Origin of the sequence: Arenibaculum pallidiluteum (assembly GCF_017355985.1) — a bacterium.
In the GTDB taxonomy this organism is placed as follows: domain Bacteria; phylum Pseudomonadota; class Alphaproteobacteria; order Azospirillales; family Azospirillaceae; genus Arenibaculum; species Arenibaculum pallidiluteum.
This window is the reverse complement of sequence record NZ_JAFIQU010000004.1, coordinates 359,242-375,383: the sequence shown is the minus strand read 5'-3', so window position 1 is coordinate 375,383 and position 16,142 is coordinate 359,242. Positions and strand designations below refer to the sequence as shown.

Genomic DNA, 16,142 nt, shown 5'->3' with positions numbered 1-16,142 from the left:
TGATGCAGAGACGCAAGTTCCTGAAGACCGCCGGTGTCGGCGCCATCGCGACCGCGGGTGCCGGCACCGTCGCGGCCCCCGCGATCGCGCAGAGCACGCCCGAGATCCAGTGGCGCCTGGCCTCGAGCTTCCCCAAGAGCCTCGATACAATCTTCGCCGCCGCCGACGTCGTCGCCAAGCGCGTGGCCGCCGCGACCGACGGCAAGTTCCAGATCCGGCCCTATGCTCCGGGCGAGATCGTCCCCGGCCTGCAGGTGCTGGATGCCGTGCAGAACGGCACCGTCCAGTGCGGCCACTCGTCGAGCTACTACTACGTCGGCAAGGACCCGACCTTCGCCTTCGACACCGCCATGCCCTTCGGTCTGAACGCGCGCCAGCAGAACGCCTGGATGTACGAGGGCGGCGGCATGCAGGTGTTCCGCGAGTTCATCAAGGACTACAACGTCATCCACTTCCCCGCCGGCAACACGGGGACGCAGATGGGCGGCTGGTTCCGCAAGGAGATCAAGTCGGTCGCCGACCTGTCGGGCGTGAAGATGCGCATCGCCGGCATCGCCGGCCAGGTGATGGCCAGGATGGGCGCGGTTCCGCAGCAGATCGCGGGCGGTGATGTCTATCCCTCGCTGGAGAAGGGCACGATCGACGCGGCCGAGTGGGTGGGCCCCTACGACGACGAGAAGCTCGGCTTCTACAAGGTCGCCAAATTCTACTACTACCCCGGCTGGTGGGAGGGCGGCCCGCAGCTATCGATATTCGTGAACCAGCAGGAGTGGGACAAGCTGCCCAAGACCTATCAGGCGATCTTCGAGGCCGCCTGCGCCGAAGCAAACGCCGTTATGACGGCGAAGTACGACGTGCAGAACCCGGCCGCGCTGAAGCGGCTGGTGGCCGCCGGAGCCCAGCTCCGTCCGTTCCCGCGCGACATGATGGAGACCGCGTACAGGCACTCATTCGAGCTCTACGACGAGCTCTCGAAGACGAACCCGAAGTTCAAGAAGGTCTACGACAGCTGGAAGCCCTTCCTGGACGAGCAGCAGCTCTGGTTCCGGGTGGCCGAGTTCACCTACGACCAGTTCAACCTGTCGGCCGGTGCCCTCGCCGCGAACCGCAGGAAGATCTGAGCAGGCACGCCCCAGGATCTCTCGGCTGCCAAGGGTTCCGGCCGTCCCGCCGGGACCCTTCCCGCTCGCGGCAGGTGCGAAAAGAAAGAACCCCGCCCGGTTGGGCGGGGTTCTCGGCGGTTGCGCGAACTGTGCGCGGTTACTGATCGGGCTGGCCGAAGGGAGGCGGCATGTCGTCCTCCAGGCCGGGCATGGGCGGCATCTCGATCTGGATATTCTGGATGTCCACCGGCTCCGCCCGGTCCAGGCCCACGAACACCAGGTCCGGGAACAGGATGATCAGCGCCACCATGATCAGCTGGATGCACACGAAGGGGATTGCGCCCCAGTAGATCTGTCCCGTCGTGATGCGTGCCGTCAGCTTGCCGGTCACCTTGTCCAGGTAGTCCGTCGCCGGGGCCACCGAGCGCAGGTAGAAAAGCGAGAAGCCGAAGGGCGGGTGCATGAACGACGTCTGCATGTTCACGCCCAGCAGCACGCCGAACCAGATCAGGTCGATGCCCAGCTTGTCGGCCACGGGCGCCAGAAGCGGGACGATGATGAAGGCCAGCTCGAAGAAGTCGAGGAAGAAGGCCAGCAGGAACACCATGATGTTCACGGCGATCAGGAAGCCGATCTGCCCGCCCGGCAGGGCGGTCAGAAGCTCCTCGACCCAGATGTCGCCGTTCACCCCGCGGAAAACCAGGCCGAACACCGTGGCCCCCACGAGGATGAAGATCACGAAGGAGGTCAGCTTCGCCGTCTGGTCCATCGCCTGGCGGAGCAGGGCGAAGTCCAGCCGCCGGTTCATCAGCGCCAGGATCAGGGCGCCGGCCGCGCCCATGGCGCCGCCCTCGGTGGGGGTCGCGATGCCGAGGAAGATCGTCCCGAGCACCAGGAAGATCAGAACCAGAGGCGGCACCAGCGAGAACAGCACGCGCCCGACCAGCTTCCATCCGCGCAGCGACCGGGCCTCGAGAGGCAGGGCAGGGGCGCTCGAGGGATTGACCATGGTACGAAGGAACACGTAGCCGACGTAGAGGCCGGTCAGCACCAGGCCCGGGACCAGCGCGCCCGCGTACATGTCGCCGACGGAGCGGCCCAGCTGGTCCGCCATCACGATCAGCACCAGCGAAGGCGGGATGATCTGCGCTAGGGTGCCCGAGGCGGCGATCACGCCGCTCGCCAGCGCGCGATCATATCCGTAGCGCAGCATGATCGGCAGCGAGATCAGGCCCATGGAGATGACGGACGCCGCCACCACGCCCGTGGTCGCCGCCAGCAGCGCGCCCACGAAGATCACGGCGTAGGCGAGGCCGCCGCGCATGGGGCCGAAGAGCTGGCCGATGGTGTCGAGCAGATCCTCGGCCATGCCGGAGCGTTCGAGGATCAGCCCCATGAAGGTGAAGAACGGGATCGCCAGCAGCGTGTCGTTGGACATGATGCCGAACACGCGCTCGGGCAGCGCCTGGAAAAGGGCGGGCTGGAGCAGTCCGAGCTCGAACCCGATCAGTCCGAACACGATGCCGTTCGCCGCCAGCGCGAAGGCCACCGGGTAGCCCAGCAGCAGGAAGACGACCAGCGCCGCGAACATGATCGGCGCGAGGTTGTGCGCGAGAAACGCGATCATCAGAAGGGCTCCCCGGCGGCGACCTGGTCGGCCTGGTCGTGGTGCTTGGCGAGGTGGTCGGGCGCGTGGCCGGTCAGGAAGGCGATGCGCTTGATCAGCTCGGAGATGGCCTGGAGGACCAGCAGGACGAAGCCTGCGGGGATCAGGGCCTTGACCGGCCAGCGCAGCAGGCCGCCGGCATTCGAGGACATCTCGTGCCGGAAATAGCTTTCCTGGACCATCGGGATTGAAAGGACCAGGATCAGCAGCGCCATAGGCAGGAGGAAGAGCAGCGTGCCGAAGACGTCGATCCAGGCCTGTCCGCGCGGGGAGAAGCGCGAGGCGACGACGTCGATGCGGATGTGCTCGTTCCTCAGCAGCGTGTAGCCCGAGCAGAGCAGGAACACCGCGGCGAAGAGATACCATTGCAGCTCGAGCCATGCATTCGAGCTGACATCGAAGGTATAGCGCATCACCGCGTTGCCGGAGCTGATCAGGACCGCCACCAGCACCAGCCAGTACACGATCCGACCGACGACCTCGTTCAACCCGTCGATGAGCCCGCTGAAGCGCAGCAGGACTTTCACGGCAGACTTCTCCCTTGAAGAACCCCGTTGTGGGACGGGGAAGCCGCCGTCCCGAAGGTATTTTTTGCAGTCCGCGCATCCGGAAGGACACGCCGTTGCTCCGCCTTTCAGGGCGGGCCCGTGCCGGGCGCGGCGGATTATAGTGTCTAATCCAATCGAAGCAACGAAGCTGCCGTGGCGCAGCCGGGCAGTGCCGGAGACGGCGCCGGACTGCGCAACCAATACGGCGCCGCGCGCCGCAGGATGTCAGGAACGTACCTGCGGGGCGCGCTCATCTTGCGCGGCCGCCATTGCCGAGGTGCCGAATCGCAGCCCGCAAAGTCCTTGTCCGGGCATGCTACGCCTCGAGCGGCGGCAGCGGTTCCCACCCCGAGGGGCCGAGACCCTCGAGCGGATGGAAGCGCGCCTTGTAGGCCATCTTCCTGCTGCTCCGGATCCAGTAGCCGAGATAGACGTAGGGCAGGCCCTCGATCCGCGCGCGCTCCACCAGCGCAAGGATCATGAAGGTGCCGAGGCTCCGACGCTCGTGGCGGGCGTCGTAGAAGCTGTAGACCGCGGAGAGCCCGTCATGAAGCCGATCGGTCAGCATCGCGCCGACGAGTCGGCCGGCCTGATCGCGCACCTCGAACACCGAGGTGTCCGCACGGCCCTCGTCGACCATCGCCGCATAGTCCGTCAGCGTCATGCGCGCCATGTCGCTATCGCCGTGCCGCGAAGCCTGGTAGGCCGCGAACAGGCGGTACTGCTCGTGGGTCGCGACCGCCGGAACCTCTGTGGTCGTGAGGTCAGCGCAGTTGCGCAGCACGCGCCGCAGCGAACGCGTGGGCACGAAGCCCGCGACCGGGATCCGCACCGGGACGCAGGCGCTGCAGTTCGGGCAGACCGGCCGGTAGACGATGTCGTGGCTGCGGCGGAAGCCCGCGCGCGAGAGGGTCGAGTTGACGTCCGCCGCGGTAGGTGGCGCGAGCCGCGTGAACAGCTTGCGCTCGACCCGGCCCGGAATGTAGGGGCAGGGCATGGGGCCCGATCGGAAGAACTGCTGAAGCGGCCGGACGGGGGGCTGGATGACCGACATGGCGATCACCCCTGCATCTGCGTCTGCGACGCCACCGCGGGTGCCGCATAGCCGAAGAAATCGGTGCCGATCTCGCGGGTGACGTCGATCAGCCGCAACTGCACCCAGTCCAGGAAGCTGTGCAGCCCGCGCGCGACCAGCGCGTCGGCGGTGGAGGAGCCGAGCACGGCCCGGATCTCGTCAAGGCGCTCCAGAGCGCCGCTGCCCCCACGCAGCCCGTAGCGGGAGCGCAGCCCGTTCAGAAGGCCGTCCACCTGGCGCGCGCAGGTGTGCAGGGAGCGCGGGAAGCTCTGGTCCAGCAGGATGAAGCCGGCCACCAGCGCGGGCGTCATCCCGCGCGGATGCACCCGTCTGAAGGCGTGGTACCCGGCGACCGAGCGAAGCAGCGCATGCCATTGCCCGAGATCCTGGGCCGAGCCGGCGCCGTCCTCGGCGGCGGCAAGGGCATGATACTTGATGTCGAGGAGGCGCGTCGTCTGGTCCGCCCGCTCGATGGTCTTGCCGAGATGGTAGAAGTACCAGCCCTGGTCCCTGTAATAGGTTCCCTCGACCACGCCGGCATGCGTCTGGCAGCTCTCCTTGATGCCATTGCAGAAGCGGGCGAGGTTCGTGCGCGTCGCCTCGCGCGGTTCCAGCGCCAGCAGGCGGTTGTAGAACACGTTGATCTGGGACCACATCTCCGTCGAGATCAGCGGGCGCAGGATGCGCGCGTTCTCCCGCGCGGCGCGGACGGACGAGATGATCGAATTCGGGTTGCTGGCATCGGTCACGTAGAACGCGATCACGTTCTCGGCGCTGGGCCGCACGCCCCGGGCGGCGAACGTCGCCTCGTCGGCGTTGATGCGGATCAGGGCCGAATAGTCCAGGCGGCCCCGGTGATCGCGCGAGAAGGTCTCGTGCACGTCCAGCAGGCGCGCCAGATTCTCGGCGCGCTCCATGTACCGGGCGAGCCAGAAGATGCAGTCGGCGTAGCGGGCGAGGAGCGTCGTCAAGCGAGCACCCAGGTGTCTTTGGACCCGCCTCCCTGCGAGGAGTTGACGATCAGCGTGCCCTTGCGCAGGGCGACGCGGGTCAGCCCGCCGGGCAGTACCCAGGTCTTGCGGCCGGTGATCGCGAAGGGCCGCAGGTCGACATGCCGCGGCTCGATGCCGTGGTCGACCACGGTGGGACAGACCGAGAGCGGCACCATGGGCTGGCTGATGTAGTTGGCGGGATCCGCCTCGAGCTTGGCGCGGCACTCGTCGAGCTCGGCCTTGGTGGCCCGCGGCCCGATGGTGATGCCGTAGCCGCCGGCCTCGCCGACCGGCTTCACCACGAGCTTGTCGAGGTTGTCGAGCGTGTAGCGCAGACCCTCGCCTTCGCGGCAGATGTGGGTCTCGACGTTGGGAATGATCGCGTCCTCGCCCAGGTAGTACTTGATCATGCGCGGAACGTAGGCATAGACCGCCTTGTCGTCGGCGACCCCCGTGCCGATCGCGTTGGCCAGCGCAACGCGGCCCTTGCGGTAGACCTCCAGGATACCGGGCACGCCCAGCAGGCTGTCGGGGTTGAAGGCGCGCGGGTCGAGGAAATCGTCGCCGACGCGCCGGTAGATCGCATCGACGCGGGAGAGCCCATTGATGGTCTTCATCCAGACCCGGTCGTCCTGGACGACGAGGTCGTGCCCTTCGACGAGCGGCACGCCCATCTCGCGCGCCAGGAAGATGTGCTCGAAATAGGCCGAATTGTAAGCCCCGGGCGAAAGCAGCACGACCTGGGGCTCGCCGGGCGCCGCCGGGGCGATCTCGTACATCGCCTCCAGCAGCTTCTGGCCATAGCCGTCCACGGGGCGGATCGGGATGTCCGCCAGCAGATCCGAGAAGGCCCGCTGCATCATGTGGCGGTTCTCGATCACGTAGCTGACGCCAGAGGGCACGCGCGCATTGTCCTCGAGGACGCGGAACGTGCCATCGCCGTCGCGCACGAGGTCGATGCCGCAGATGTGGACGTAGGTGTCCAGCGGCACGTCGAGACCCTGCATCTGCGGCCGGTAGTTGGCGTTGCCGAGGACGAGTTCGGGCGGGACGACGCCGTCCTTCAGGATCTTCTGGTCATGATAGACGTCGTGCAGGAAAAGGTTCAGCGCGGTGACCCGCTGCACGACGCCGGCATCGAGCCGCTCCCATTCGGATGCGGAGATCACCCTCGGGATCACGTCGAAGGGCAGGATCCTGTCGACGGCCTCCTTGTCGGAATAGACCAGGAAGGTGATGCCGAGGTTGTAGAGCTCGCGCTCGGCCTCCTTCGCGCGGCGCCGCAGTTCCGCGAAGTCGAGCGTCCCCAGTCTTGCGCGTATCTCGGCGGCGTGTTCCGCCGGGTGTTCCGGGAGCCCCAGGAGCTCGCAGTAGAAGCCGCCTGGGTCGTAGCCTTCGAGGATATCCGAGGCCTTGTCGTCTCGAGGGGTCACGCAGTGTCCTGAGGAGGGTTACCCGGTGGCGTCCAGTATGAACAGGAATTGCAGGACAAGGCCAGAACTTGCGGAGGGTTGCCGCATCGCGAAAGGCGGTCAGCCGCGAGGGGCAGGAGACGTCGTCGCGGGCGCACGGCCGGGTACAGGGGCGGGCGCAGGGGCGGGCGACGCAGCGGGCCCTTTCGGCGGTGCGGCAGCGGCGGGTCCGGCGGCGGGCAGGGGAAGCGAGGGTGGCCGCTCGCGCAGCAGGACGATGCCGATGCGCCGGTTCCGCGGTGAGTTGGGCTGGTCGGCCACCAGATGGTCGCGGTCGGCCCGTCCGACCACAGTGGAGATCCGGTCCTCGGGGATGCCCGCCTGGATCAGGGCGCGCCGGGACGCGTTCGCGCGGTCCGTCGAGAGTTCCCAATTGCCGTAGGTGCCTCCCCCCGTCGCGAAGGGCGTCGAATCCGTATGGCCGGTGATGCTCAACCGGTTGGGCAGACTGCCGACGACCTTTGCGACCTGCTCCATGAGCTGGCGGGTCTGCGGGAACATGTCGGACCTGCCCAGCGGGAACATGCTGTAGTTCGCCTCGTCGACGATCTGGATGCGCAGCCCCTCGGGCGTCTGGTCGATCACGAGGTTCTTGGCGAGATGGGCGAGTTCCGGGATGCCGCCGATGGTCTCGAAGAGCTTGCGCTCGGCCTCGGCGAACTGCTGGGCCTCCTGGCGGGCCAAGGCCTCGGCGACCTGCCTCTCGTCCGGGCTCTGCCGCTCGGCCTTGCCCGATTGCGGGAAGTCGTTCTCCTCCTCCGACTTGCTGGGCTTCGGCGAATCCTCGCCCGGGCGGGTCTGCATCGGCGTATCGATCGCAATCGGCGAGCCCGGCGAGATCATGGCGCCCGGTACCGTGATCGTCAGGCCTCCCAGGACGCCGCCGCTGCCGCTCGTGCTGCGGGCCACACTGGCCGGGCTGAAATAGTCGGCGATGCCACGGCGCTGCTCGGCCGTCGTCACGTTCAGCAGCCAGAGCAGCAGGAAGAAGGCCATCATGGCCGTCACGAAGTCGGCATAGGCGACCTTCCACGCGCCGCCGTGATGGGCGGCGTGGCCGCCCTTCTTCTTGCGCTTGATGATGATGGGCTGGTTCTGCCCGGCCGGGGTTGGTGCCATGGCACGTGTCCAGCCGGTCAGGCCGGCGGGAGCGCGGCGGTCGCCTCTTCCACCTCATAGAAGGTGGGGCGGACCTCGGAGAGCAGGGCCTTGCGCGCGTACTCCACCGAGACGGCCGGGGCGTAGCCATGCAGATGGGCGAGCAGGCCCGCCTTCATGCACTGGAGATACTTGGCCTCGGCATTGATCACGGCCTTCATGGCGCTCGCGATCGGGGCGATGAAGCCGTAGGACAGCCAGACACCCAGGAAGGTGCCGACGAGCGCGCCGCCGATCAGCTTGCCGAGCACCTCGGGCGGCTCGGTGATGGCTCCCATCGTCTTGATGACGCCGAGAACCGCGGCGACGATGCCGAGCGCGGGCATCCCGTCGGCCATGGTCTGGACGGCATCGGCGACCTGCATCTGCTCGTGATGGTGGGTCTCGATCTCCTCTTCCATCAGCGTCTCGAGCTCGTTCGGATTGTCCGACCCCAGCGACATCAGCCGCAGGTAGTCGCACATGAAGACCACCGCGTGGTGGTCGCCGTAGAACTTCGGAAACTGCTGGAAGAGCGTGCTTTCCTCGGGCTTCTCGATGTGCTGCTCGAGGGCGAGCAGGCCCCGCGTCTTCGCGATCTTGAAGACCTGGTAGAGCAGGGACAGCAACTCGAGATAGCTGTCCTTGTTATAGCGCGAGCCCTTCATCGCCGTACCGATCAGCTTCGGCGTGCGGCCGAGCACGGCCTTCGGGTTCGAGATGATGTAGGCGCCAGCTGCCGCGCCGGCGATGATTACGAACTCGAAAGGCTGCCACAGGACATAGAGCTTGCCGCCCATAGCGGCATAGCCGCCGAGCACGCAGAGTACGACGGTGATCGAGCCGATGATGACGAGCATGTCGATCTTTCGTCGAGCGGAGAGCCTGCTGGAGCGTGGGAGGATTTTGTTAAGAAGCCTTTAATCCAAGGACGTAAGGCTTGCGCCGCCTGGGCCGCTGCGGTAACCGAGGGACCCCCGTCGCAGCGCGCCTGGCTCTGGCATGACGATCGATCCGCGCGAATTCCGCGCCGCACTCGGCTGCTTCGTGACCGGCGTCGCCGTGGTGACCGCCCGGGCCGCGGACGGCACGCCCATGGGGCTGACGGTCAACTCCGTGACCTCGGTCTCGCTGGAGCCGCCGCTGGTCCTTTTCTGCCTTGGCCGCCAATCCCAGTGGTTCGAGCGGTTCCGCGACGCCGGCCATTTCGCCGTGAACATCCTGCGCGAGGACCAGCGGCACCTCTCGGTCCGCTTCTCCCAACCCCATCCCGACCGCTGGGACGGCGTCGACAGCGAGACCTGGACGACCGGGGCGCCGATCATCAAGGGAACGGTCGCCACCATCGACTGCGTGACCGAGGCCGTGCACGAGGGCGGGGACCACCTGATCATGGTGGGCAGGGTCCTCCGCCTCGCCGCGGATCCCGTCGGGCGGCCGCTGGTCTACCACGCGGGCCGCTACGCCAATCTGGCCTGAGGGCGGGGCGCAGTTCACCAGGACGCCGCGGGCCGGGCTCAGCTCACCTCGCCCATCAGCACGGCAGTGAATCCGACCTCCTGCAGGCGGGCGCGGATCTGCTCGACATGCAGCGGGCCGCGCGTCTCCAGCACCACGTCGATCTCGGCCATCTTCACGGGAACGTCGTAGAAGAGTCGGCGGTGATAGACCTCGACGATGTTGCCGCCGGCCTCGCCGATCAGGCGCGCGACCGTGCCGAGGGTGCCTGGCGCGTCGTCGATCTCGATCCTGAGGCGCACCATGCGCTGCTCGCGCACGAGCCCACGCATCAGCACCGAGGCCAGCAGGCGCGCATCGATGTTCCCGCCGCACAGGACCGTGCCGACGCGGCGGCCGGAGAAGCGCGCGGGATCGGCCATGATCGCCGCGACCCCGGCGGCGCCGGCGCCTTCGGCAACCAGCTTCTGCTCGGTCATCAGGGCGAAGACGGAGCGCTCGATGGCCGCCTCGTCGACCAGCAGGATCTCGGCCACGGTCTCGCGGATGATCTCGCGCGTCAGCATGCCCGGGGCCTTCACCGCAATGCCCTCGGCGAGCGTAGCCCCCCGGCAGGCCACGGGCTCGCCCGCAAGCACCTGGCGCATGGACGGGTACAGCGCCGATTCAACGCCATAGACCACGATGCCGGGATTCAGCGCCTTGGCCGCCAGCGCGATGCCGGCGAGCAGCCCGCCGCCGCCGCAGGGCACCACCAGGATCTCCAGGCCGGGCACCGCCTCCATCAGCTCGAGGCCGCAGGTGCCCTGGCCCGCGACGACCAGGGGATCGTCGTAGGGATGCACGAAGGTCAGCCCGTGCCGGGCCGCCAGCTCGTGGGCGTGGGCCTCGGCCTCGCTCAGGCTCTCGCCGTGCAGCACGACCCGCGCGCCATAGGATTCCGTGCGCTCGACCTTGGTGAAGGGCGTTCGCGCAGGCATCACGATGGTCGCCGGGATGCCGAGGCGTCCCGCGTGGCATGCGACGCCCTGGGCGTGGTTCCCGGCGGACATGGCAATCACGCCGGCCGAGGCCTCGGCCGGCGTGAGGCTCCGCAGCTTCACCAGCGCGCCGCGCTCCTTGAAGCTCCCGGTCTGCTGGAGGTTCTCGAGCTTCAGGTGGAGGCTGGTTCCGAGCGCCGCCGACAGCCGGTCCGCGCGGATCGTGGGCGTCACCGTCAGCTCGCCCCGCAGCGTCTCCTGCGCCGCGCGGATCGTTTCGATGGTGACGGTCATGGTGCCTCGGGGATCAGGAGGGTGCGTTGGCCGCGTGCCGCGAGCGCTTCCCGCGATCCCGCGATCGTGACGTGCCGTCCGGCCGCCCAGCGGCCGACGAAATCGGCGTAGTGCGGCGAGAGCGGGTTGCCGGACTGGCCCGTCGCGATCACGAACAGCGAGCGGGACAGATCGGCGAGATCGTACACGGCCCGGTAGCCGGCGCCATGGGTATGTGCGAAGGGGGCGGCCTCGTCGCGGAGCACGAAGGCGCCGCGGTTCACGGTGAAGTTCCCGCCGTCGGTCTCGACGCCGATGTCGTACAGCCGGCCCAGCACCGGCACCCGCGCAAGGACCTGGTTCTCCAGCGCGGCGCGATGCTCGAGGCCCCAGCGCCAGGCGGCGAGGTTCGGCCCATGGCGCGCGGCGAGCGCGTCGAGGGTCGTCTCCAGCGACGCCGAGAGAATCGCCGCGCAGGTCTCCACCGTGCCCACCGACCGCTGGTCGTCGCACCAGCCCTGACGTTCGGTCAGCATGCGGGCCACGGCGGACGGCCTGAGCTGCCAAAGGGCGCCGAACAGCTCGCCGGTCTCGTCCGCGTACAGCGCGCGGTTCAGCTCGCGCAGCCACCAGTCGAAGATCAGCGGCTCCGGCCGGTTGCGGTCCATGCGCCCGTCCCAGTCGCGCAGCAGCGCGAGCGCGCGCGCGGCCCGGTCCGATCGCGGCGCGGTGCGCGTCAGCAGCGGCTGCAGCAGCAGCGCCGGGAGGCTGAGGGTGTCCGCCAGCAGGCGTTCGGAATCGGCAAGCGCGTGGTTCCGCCCGGCCCCGAGGACCTGCTCGATCCGGGCCGCGCGCCAGCCGTCGTCCCACTCCCGGGCGATCAGGTGCGGGTAGCCGGGGCCGACCACGCGGTTGTTCGCGTTCACGAAGCTCCCTGAGGGCGGGTTGACGCCCTGGGGCAGCGCATCGAACGGGATCGTTCCGGTCCAGTCGAACTCACCGGTCCATCCCGGCACCGGCGCGGTTCCATCCCCAGCGCGCCGGACCGGGACGGTCCCCGCCGCCACGAAGCCGATGGTCCCGCCGGCATCCGCATAGGCGAAGTTCTGCTGCGGCGCCTGGAAGATGCGCAGCGCGTCCCGGAAGGCGTCCCAGGAGCCCGCGCGGTTCAGGCGGAAGATCGCCTCGGCCGTCGTGTCCCGCTCGGAGAGGCCGGTCCAGGCGAGCGCCAGGACGTGTCCCTCCGGCGGCGGCGGGTCAGCTGCAATGTCCAGGTCGGAGACCACGGGCCCATGGCGGGTCTCCCGGACCGTCAGCGTCTCCTCCGAGCCATCGGCGAGCCGGATCGTCTCGGTGCGCGTCGCGAAGGGCTCGGATCCCGTGGGCGTCAGGTAGCGGCCGGGATCGCCCGGGTCCAGCCGCTCGACGAACAGGTCCTGGACATCGCCGCCCGTCGTGGTCAGGCCCCAGGCCGCCTTGCCGTTGTGGCCGAGCAGGTGGAGCGGTGCGCCCGGCACCGTGCCGCCGGTGAGGCTCAGCCCGGGCGCCTCGATCCGGGCCAGGTACCAGAGCACCGGCGCCCCGAGCCCGAGATGGGGATCATTGGCCAGGATCGGCTTGCCGGTCGCGGTCTGGCTGCCGGCCAGGACCCATTCGTTCGAGGCCGTGGACGGACCGAGCGAAGGCATGCCGTCCAGAGTGAAGGCGGCGAAGTCGATCCCGTCGAGCGCGGCCGCGAGGGTGGTGGGCCAGTCCCGCGGCGCGTCCGGGTCGAGATCGCGGACCTGCTCGACGGTCAGCTCGCGCGCCATGCGGGCGTTGAGGAGCTCGCGCCGCATGTTGGCGCCGAGCTGCAGCGCCATCAGCTTGCCCCAGACGAGGCTGTCGGCCGGCCGCCAGGGCTCCGGCGTGATGCGCAGGAGCTGGAACTCGACCGGCAGCGGTCCGCCGCGCGCCGCGAGCCAGGCGTTCACACCGGCAGCATAGGAGTCCAGCGCCCGGCGGAAATCCGGCGACAGGGCTTCTAGGCTCGCCTCGGCCCGCCGGTAGAGACCAAGCGTGCGCATCATCCGGTCCGGCCGCAGGCCGGGGGCGCCGATCACCTCGGCAAGGCGGCCGGCGCCGAGGCGCCGCTGCATCTCCATCTGCCAGAGCCGGTCCTGGGCGTGCAGCCATCCCAGGGCGAAATAGGCGTCCTGCTCGGTCTCCGCGAAGATGTGGGGCACGGCCTCGGCATCGCGGATGATCTCGACCTGCGCCGAGAGGCCCGCGATCGTCCAGCGGCCGGAGAGGGGCGGCAGCCCGGTGCGAAGCCACAGCCAGCCCCCCGCGACGCCGGCGACGGCCACCACCGCCAGCACGGCCAGGCCGATCCCCAGGCGCCGCATCCATTTCATGCCACCGTCTCCTGCGCCGCCCCGGTGTGTCCGCGCGCCGGGGCGGCGATCACGTCATGTTGACGATGATCGTCTTCTTGTGCGTGAAGTGCTCGAGCATGGACTCGAGAGAAGCCTCCTTTCCGAGGCCCGACGTCTTCACGCCGCCGTAACTGAGGTTCGGCTGGACGACCAGGTTCTGGTTCACCTGGACGAACCCCGCCTCGAGCCGCTGCGTCGCGTCCATGGCGGTGCGCAGGTCGCGGGTCCAGATCGTCGCCGCGAGGCCGTATTCGGTGTCGTTCGCCATGGCGATCGCCTCCTCGTAGTCGCGGAAGCGGATGATGCACGTCACCGGGCCGAAGATCTCCTCGCGGGCCAGGCGACTGTCGTTGCCGAGCCCGGTGAAGAGCACCGGGCGGACGAACAGCCCGCCCGCGAGCCGCGGGTCTTCCGGCATGGACGAGCATTCCAGCGCCTGGGCGCCGGGCGTGCCGCGGCCGACCTCGATATAGGAGAGGACCTTGTCGTATTGCTGGCGCGAGACGATCGCGCCGATGTCTGTGGCCTCGTCGAGCGGGTCGCCCATCCGCAGGGCATCCACCCGCGCCTTGAGCTTGGCGACGAATGCGTCGTGGACGCGGTCATGGACCAGCATGCGCGAGGCGGCGGTGCAGCTCTGACCCTGGCGGGTGAAGCGCATGCCCACCATGGCGCCCTCGACCGCCCGGTCGAGGTCGGCGTCGTCCATCACGATCATCGGGCTCTTGCCGCCGAGCTCGAGCGTGACGGGGATCAGCTTCTCGGCGGCCGTGCGGTAGACGATGCGGCCCGTCTCCACAGAGCCCGTGAAGGTGATCTTCTTCACCCTGGGATGGGCGACGAGCGGCCCGCCACATTCCGGGCCGAAGCCGGACAGGATGTTCAGCACGCCCTTCGGCAGGACCTGGCTCATGATCTCGCAGGCCCGCAGGACGGCGAAAGGCGCCTCCTCCGCGGACTTGACGACGACCGCGTTGCCGGCGACCAGCGCCGGTGCGATCTTCAGCGCCATCAGCATCATGGGCACGTTCCAGGGGATGATGGCCCCCACCACGCCCAGTGGCTCACGCTGCGTCAGGGTCAGCATCTTCGGGTTGAACGGCACCGTCTCGCCCTTCAGCTCCGGCGCGAGGCCGCCGAAGAAGGTGAAGACGTCAGCCAGGATACTGGCCTCGACGCGGCTCTCGGTCCGAAGCGCCTTGCCGGTCTCCAGCGCGACCAGGCGCCCGAGCTCCTCGACGTGCTCGTTCAGGCGGCGGCCGCACTCGACCACCAGCCTGCCGCGCTCGCGCGCGCCCATCTCGCGCCAGGCGGCCTGGCCCGCCACGGCGGCGGCCACCGCGGCGTCCACGTCCGCCGCCTCGCCCAGGGCGGCGCGACCGATCACGACGCCGGTGGCCGGGTTCGCGACATCGAAGGTGCGCCCGCTGCGCGCCGGCACCAGCTCGCCGCCGATCAGCAGCCTGCCCGACATCTGCTCGGCAAGTGCATGCGGGTCCAGGACTGGGGTGGGGCCTTGGCTCTGCATCGTTTCCTCCGGTGCGTCTTGGCGCGCGCCGAGCGTTTTAGCAGCGAGCCGCGCGGCAGGCAAAGGCGCGAGAGCGGGAGCCGGGCGCGCCCGAACGGCGCAGCGGCGGCCAGGGCCGCGGAGAACGGGGCGTGGCAAATCCGGGGCGCGGGTCGCTGACGCTTTTGCCGCCACGGTGTTTTGCCACATATGACCTGGCCGCCGGCGCGGCCCTCGCAGACGAACGGATCGCGAATGCCAATGCCTTTCGCCAACACCGCGGACCAGCTCCTTCCGACGGGCTATGCCGCTCCCGGCTCGGGCGCCGCGGGGCGCTATCCCGACGCGGCGGCCATGGTCTCGGCCATCCGGCCGGACCAGCCGATCTACTGTTTCCGGCCGCACGTGCTGCGCGCGACCGCGCGGAACTTCATCGATGCCTTCCCGGGGCGGGTGCTCTACGCCGTGAAATGCAACGCCGAGCCGATCTTCGTCGACGCCTTGCGCGACGGCGGCGTGTGCGACTTCGACACGGCTTCGCTCACCGAGGTCGCGCTCGTCCGGGACCGCTACGCGGACAGCAGGGCATACTTCATGCATCCCGTGAAGCAGCGGGGCGCGATCCGGGAGGCGTACTACCGGTATGGGGTCCGCCATTTCGCCCTCGATCATCCCGACGAGCTCGCCAAGATCCGCCAGGAGACCGGCGACGCCGACGACGTCACCATGATGGTGCGGCTTGCGACGCCGCGCGGCGCCGCCGTCTACGACCTCGGTGGCAAGTTCGGCACCGACGTCGCCGGCTGCATCGACCTGCTGCGCGCGGTCCAGGCGGGCGGGCAGAAGGCGGGTCTGTGCTTTCACGTGGGATCCCAGTGCCTGACCCCATCGTCCTGGGCTACCGCCCTGCGCCTCGCCGACGAGGTGCTGCGCGGATCGGGCGTGCCCGTCTCGGTCCTGGACGTGGGCGGCGGCTTTCCCGCGCCCTATGTCGGCCTCTACCCGCCGCCGCTCGATGCCTATGTCGCGGCGATCCGTGACGCGCTGCCCGATGCTGCCCGGGCGCCCGGCTGCGAGCTTTGGTGCGAGCCGGGACGGGCCCTCGTCGCGGCCGGCGCCTCGCTGGTGGTCCGGGTGGAGCTCAGACGTGCGGGATTCCTCTATATCAACGACGGGATCTACGGCAGTCTTTCGGACCTGAAATATGCCGGCCTGCGTTTCCCCATGCGGGTCCTGAGGGCAGGCGGGCGGCCGTCGGGTCGCCTTGCCCCCTTCAGCCTGTTCGGGCCCACCTGCGATTCGGCCGATGTGATGGAGGGACCCTACATGCTCGCCGAGGACGTCCGGGAGGGCGACTACATCGAGATCGGCCAGGCCGGCGCCTACACGCTGGAGCTGCGGACGGACTTCAATGGCTTCCTGCCCGACCGCTTCGTCGAGGTCACCGACCCGGCCTTCCTTCCGATGCCGGCGATGGAGCCCACGGAAGCGACGGCGCGGGCGGCGGAGTAGGG

13 protein-coding genes are annotated in these 16,142 nt (G+C 69.0%); 3 read left to right on the top strand and 10 right to left on the bottom strand.

Features of this window, described 5'->3' with window-relative positions:
- The first annotated feature begins 2 nt into the window (after positions 1-2).
- Positions 3-1,121: a TRAP transporter substrate-binding protein gene (locus JUB13_RS11795; protein WP_207478988.1), complete on the top strand. Its 1,119-nt coding sequence runs from the start codon at positions 3-5 to the stop codon at positions 1,119-1,121.
- Positions 1,122-1,260: 139 nt separating this feature from the next.
- On the opposite strand, the gene JUB13_RS11790 is transcribed toward JUB13_RS11795, so the two are convergent.
- The 7 genes from JUB13_RS11790 to motA all read right to left on the bottom strand — a co-directional run bounded on the left by JUB13_RS11790 (position 1,261) and on the right by motA (position 8,853).
- Complete coding sequence (locus JUB13_RS11790) at positions 1,261-2,730, bottom strand: TRAP transporter large permease (RefSeq protein WP_207478987.1); 1,470 nt, start codon at positions 2,728-2,730, stop codon at positions 1,261-1,263.
- The gene (locus JUB13_RS11785) at positions 2,730-3,296 is read right to left on the bottom strand and encodes a TRAP transporter small permease subunit (RefSeq protein WP_207478986.1); all 567 of its coding nucleotides are present in this window, start codon (positions 3,294-3,296) and stop codon (positions 2,730-2,732) included. The genes JUB13_RS11790 and JUB13_RS11785 overlap by 1 nt, the downstream gene beginning before the upstream one ends.
- 337 nt (positions 3,297-3,633) lie before the next feature.
- Entirely contained in the window at positions 3,634-4,371 is a 738-nt protein-coding gene (locus JUB13_RS11780; RefSeq protein WP_207478985.1) for an arginyltransferase, read from the bottom strand.
- 5 nt (positions 4,372-4,376) lie between these two features.
- Positions 4,377-5,363, bottom strand: coding sequence for an alpha-E domain-containing protein (locus tag JUB13_RS11775; RefSeq protein ID WP_207478984.1), 987 nt, complete (start codon positions 5,361-5,363; stop codon positions 4,377-4,379).
- Positions 5,360-6,817, bottom strand: coding sequence for a circularly permuted type 2 ATP-grasp protein (locus JUB13_RS11770; protein WP_207478983.1), 1,458 nt, complete (start codon positions 6,815-6,817; stop codon positions 5,360-5,362). The genes JUB13_RS11775 and JUB13_RS11770 overlap by 4 nt, the downstream gene beginning before the upstream one ends.
- A gap of 99 nt (positions 6,818-6,916) precedes the next feature.
- On the bottom strand, positions 6,917-7,975 hold the full coding sequence (locus tag JUB13_RS11765; protein ID WP_207478982.1) for a flagellar motor protein MotB: 1,059 nt from the start codon (positions 7,973-7,975) through the stop codon (positions 6,917-6,919).
- 17 nt (positions 7,976-7,992) lie between these two features.
- A complete protein-coding gene (gene motA / locus JUB13_RS11760) occupies positions 7,993-8,853 on the bottom strand; it encodes a flagellar motor stator protein MotA (protein ID WP_207478981.1) in 861 nt (286 codons plus the stop codon).
- Between the two features lie 142 nt (positions 8,854-8,995).
- Here motA and JUB13_RS11755 point away from each other — a divergent pair, with 142 nt between their 5' ends.
- On the top strand, positions 8,996-9,472 hold the full coding sequence (locus JUB13_RS11755; protein WP_207478980.1) for a flavin reductase family protein: 477 nt from the start codon (positions 8,996-8,998) through the stop codon (positions 9,470-9,472).
- Positions 9,473-9,510: 38 nt separating this feature from the next.
- On the opposite strand, the gene JUB13_RS11750 is transcribed toward JUB13_RS11755, so the two are convergent.
- Genes JUB13_RS11750 through JUB13_RS11740 form a run of 3 tightly spaced genes read right to left on the bottom strand, consistent with a single transcriptional unit; the run spans position 9,511 to position 14,649 of the window.
- Positions 9,511-10,725: a threonine ammonia-lyase gene (locus tag JUB13_RS11750; protein WP_207478979.1), complete on the bottom strand. Its 1,215-nt coding sequence runs from the start codon at positions 10,723-10,725 to the stop codon at positions 9,511-9,513.
- The gene (locus tag JUB13_RS11745) at positions 10,722-13,100 is read right to left on the bottom strand and encodes a penicillin acylase family protein (RefSeq protein ID WP_207478978.1); all 2,379 of its coding nucleotides are present in this window, start codon (positions 13,098-13,100) and stop codon (positions 10,722-10,724) included. Before JUB13_RS11745 ends, JUB13_RS11750 begins: the two co-directional genes overlap by 4 nt.
- Positions 13,101-13,149: 49 nt before the next feature.
- Entirely contained in the window at positions 13,150-14,649 is a 1,500-nt protein-coding gene (locus tag JUB13_RS11740) for an aldehyde dehydrogenase family protein (protein ID WP_207478977.1), read from the bottom strand.
- Positions 14,650-14,883: 234 nt separating this feature from the next.
- Between JUB13_RS11740 and JUB13_RS11735 the strand changes: the two genes are divergently transcribed.
- A complete protein-coding gene (locus JUB13_RS11735; RefSeq protein WP_236024888.1) occupies positions 14,884-16,140 on the top strand; it encodes a type III PLP-dependent enzyme in 1,257 nt (418 codons plus the stop codon).
- Positions 16,141-16,142 lie beyond the last annotated feature (2 nt).

What these genes read in the sequence shown, in the direction of transcription:
- JUB13_RS11795 (WP_207478988.1), top strand. Translation starts at nt 3, where the DNA reads ATGCAGAGACGCAAGTTCCTGAAGACCGCCGGTGTCGGCGCCATCGCG.
- JUB13_RS11790 (WP_207478987.1), bottom strand. Translation starts at nt 2,730, where the DNA reads ATGATCGCGTTTCTCGCGCACAACCTCGCGCCGATCATGTTCGCGGCG.
- JUB13_RS11780 (WP_207478985.1), bottom strand. Translation starts at nt 4,371, where the DNA reads ATGTCGGTCATCCAGCCCCCCGTCCGGCCGCTTCAGCAGTTCTTCCGA.
- JUB13_RS11765 (WP_207478982.1), bottom strand. Translation starts at nt 7,975, where the DNA reads ATGGCACCAACCCCGGCCGGGCAGAACCAGCCCATCATCATCAAGCGC.
- motA (WP_207478981.1), bottom strand. Translation starts at nt 8,853, where the DNA reads ATGCTCGTCATCATCGGCTCGATCACCGTCGTACTCTGCGTGCTCGGC.
- JUB13_RS11755 (WP_207478980.1), top strand. Translation starts at nt 8,996, where the DNA reads ATGACGATCGATCCGCGCGAATTCCGCGCCGCACTCGGCTGCTTCGTG.
- JUB13_RS11750 (WP_207478979.1), bottom strand. Translation starts at nt 10,725, where the DNA reads ATGACCGTCACCATCGAAACGATCCGCGCGGCGCAGGAGACGCTGCGG.
- JUB13_RS11745 (WP_207478978.1), bottom strand. Translation starts at nt 13,100, where the DNA reads ATGAAATGGATGCGGCGCCTGGGGATCGGCCTGGCCGTGCTGGCGGTG.
- JUB13_RS11740 (WP_207478977.1), bottom strand. Translation starts at nt 14,649, where the DNA reads ATGCAGAGCCAAGGCCCCACCCCAGTCCTGGACCCGCATGCACTTGCC.
- JUB13_RS11735 (WP_236024888.1), top strand. Translation starts at nt 14,884, where the DNA reads ATGCCAATGCCTTTCGCCAACACCGCGGACCAGCTCCTTCCGACGGGC.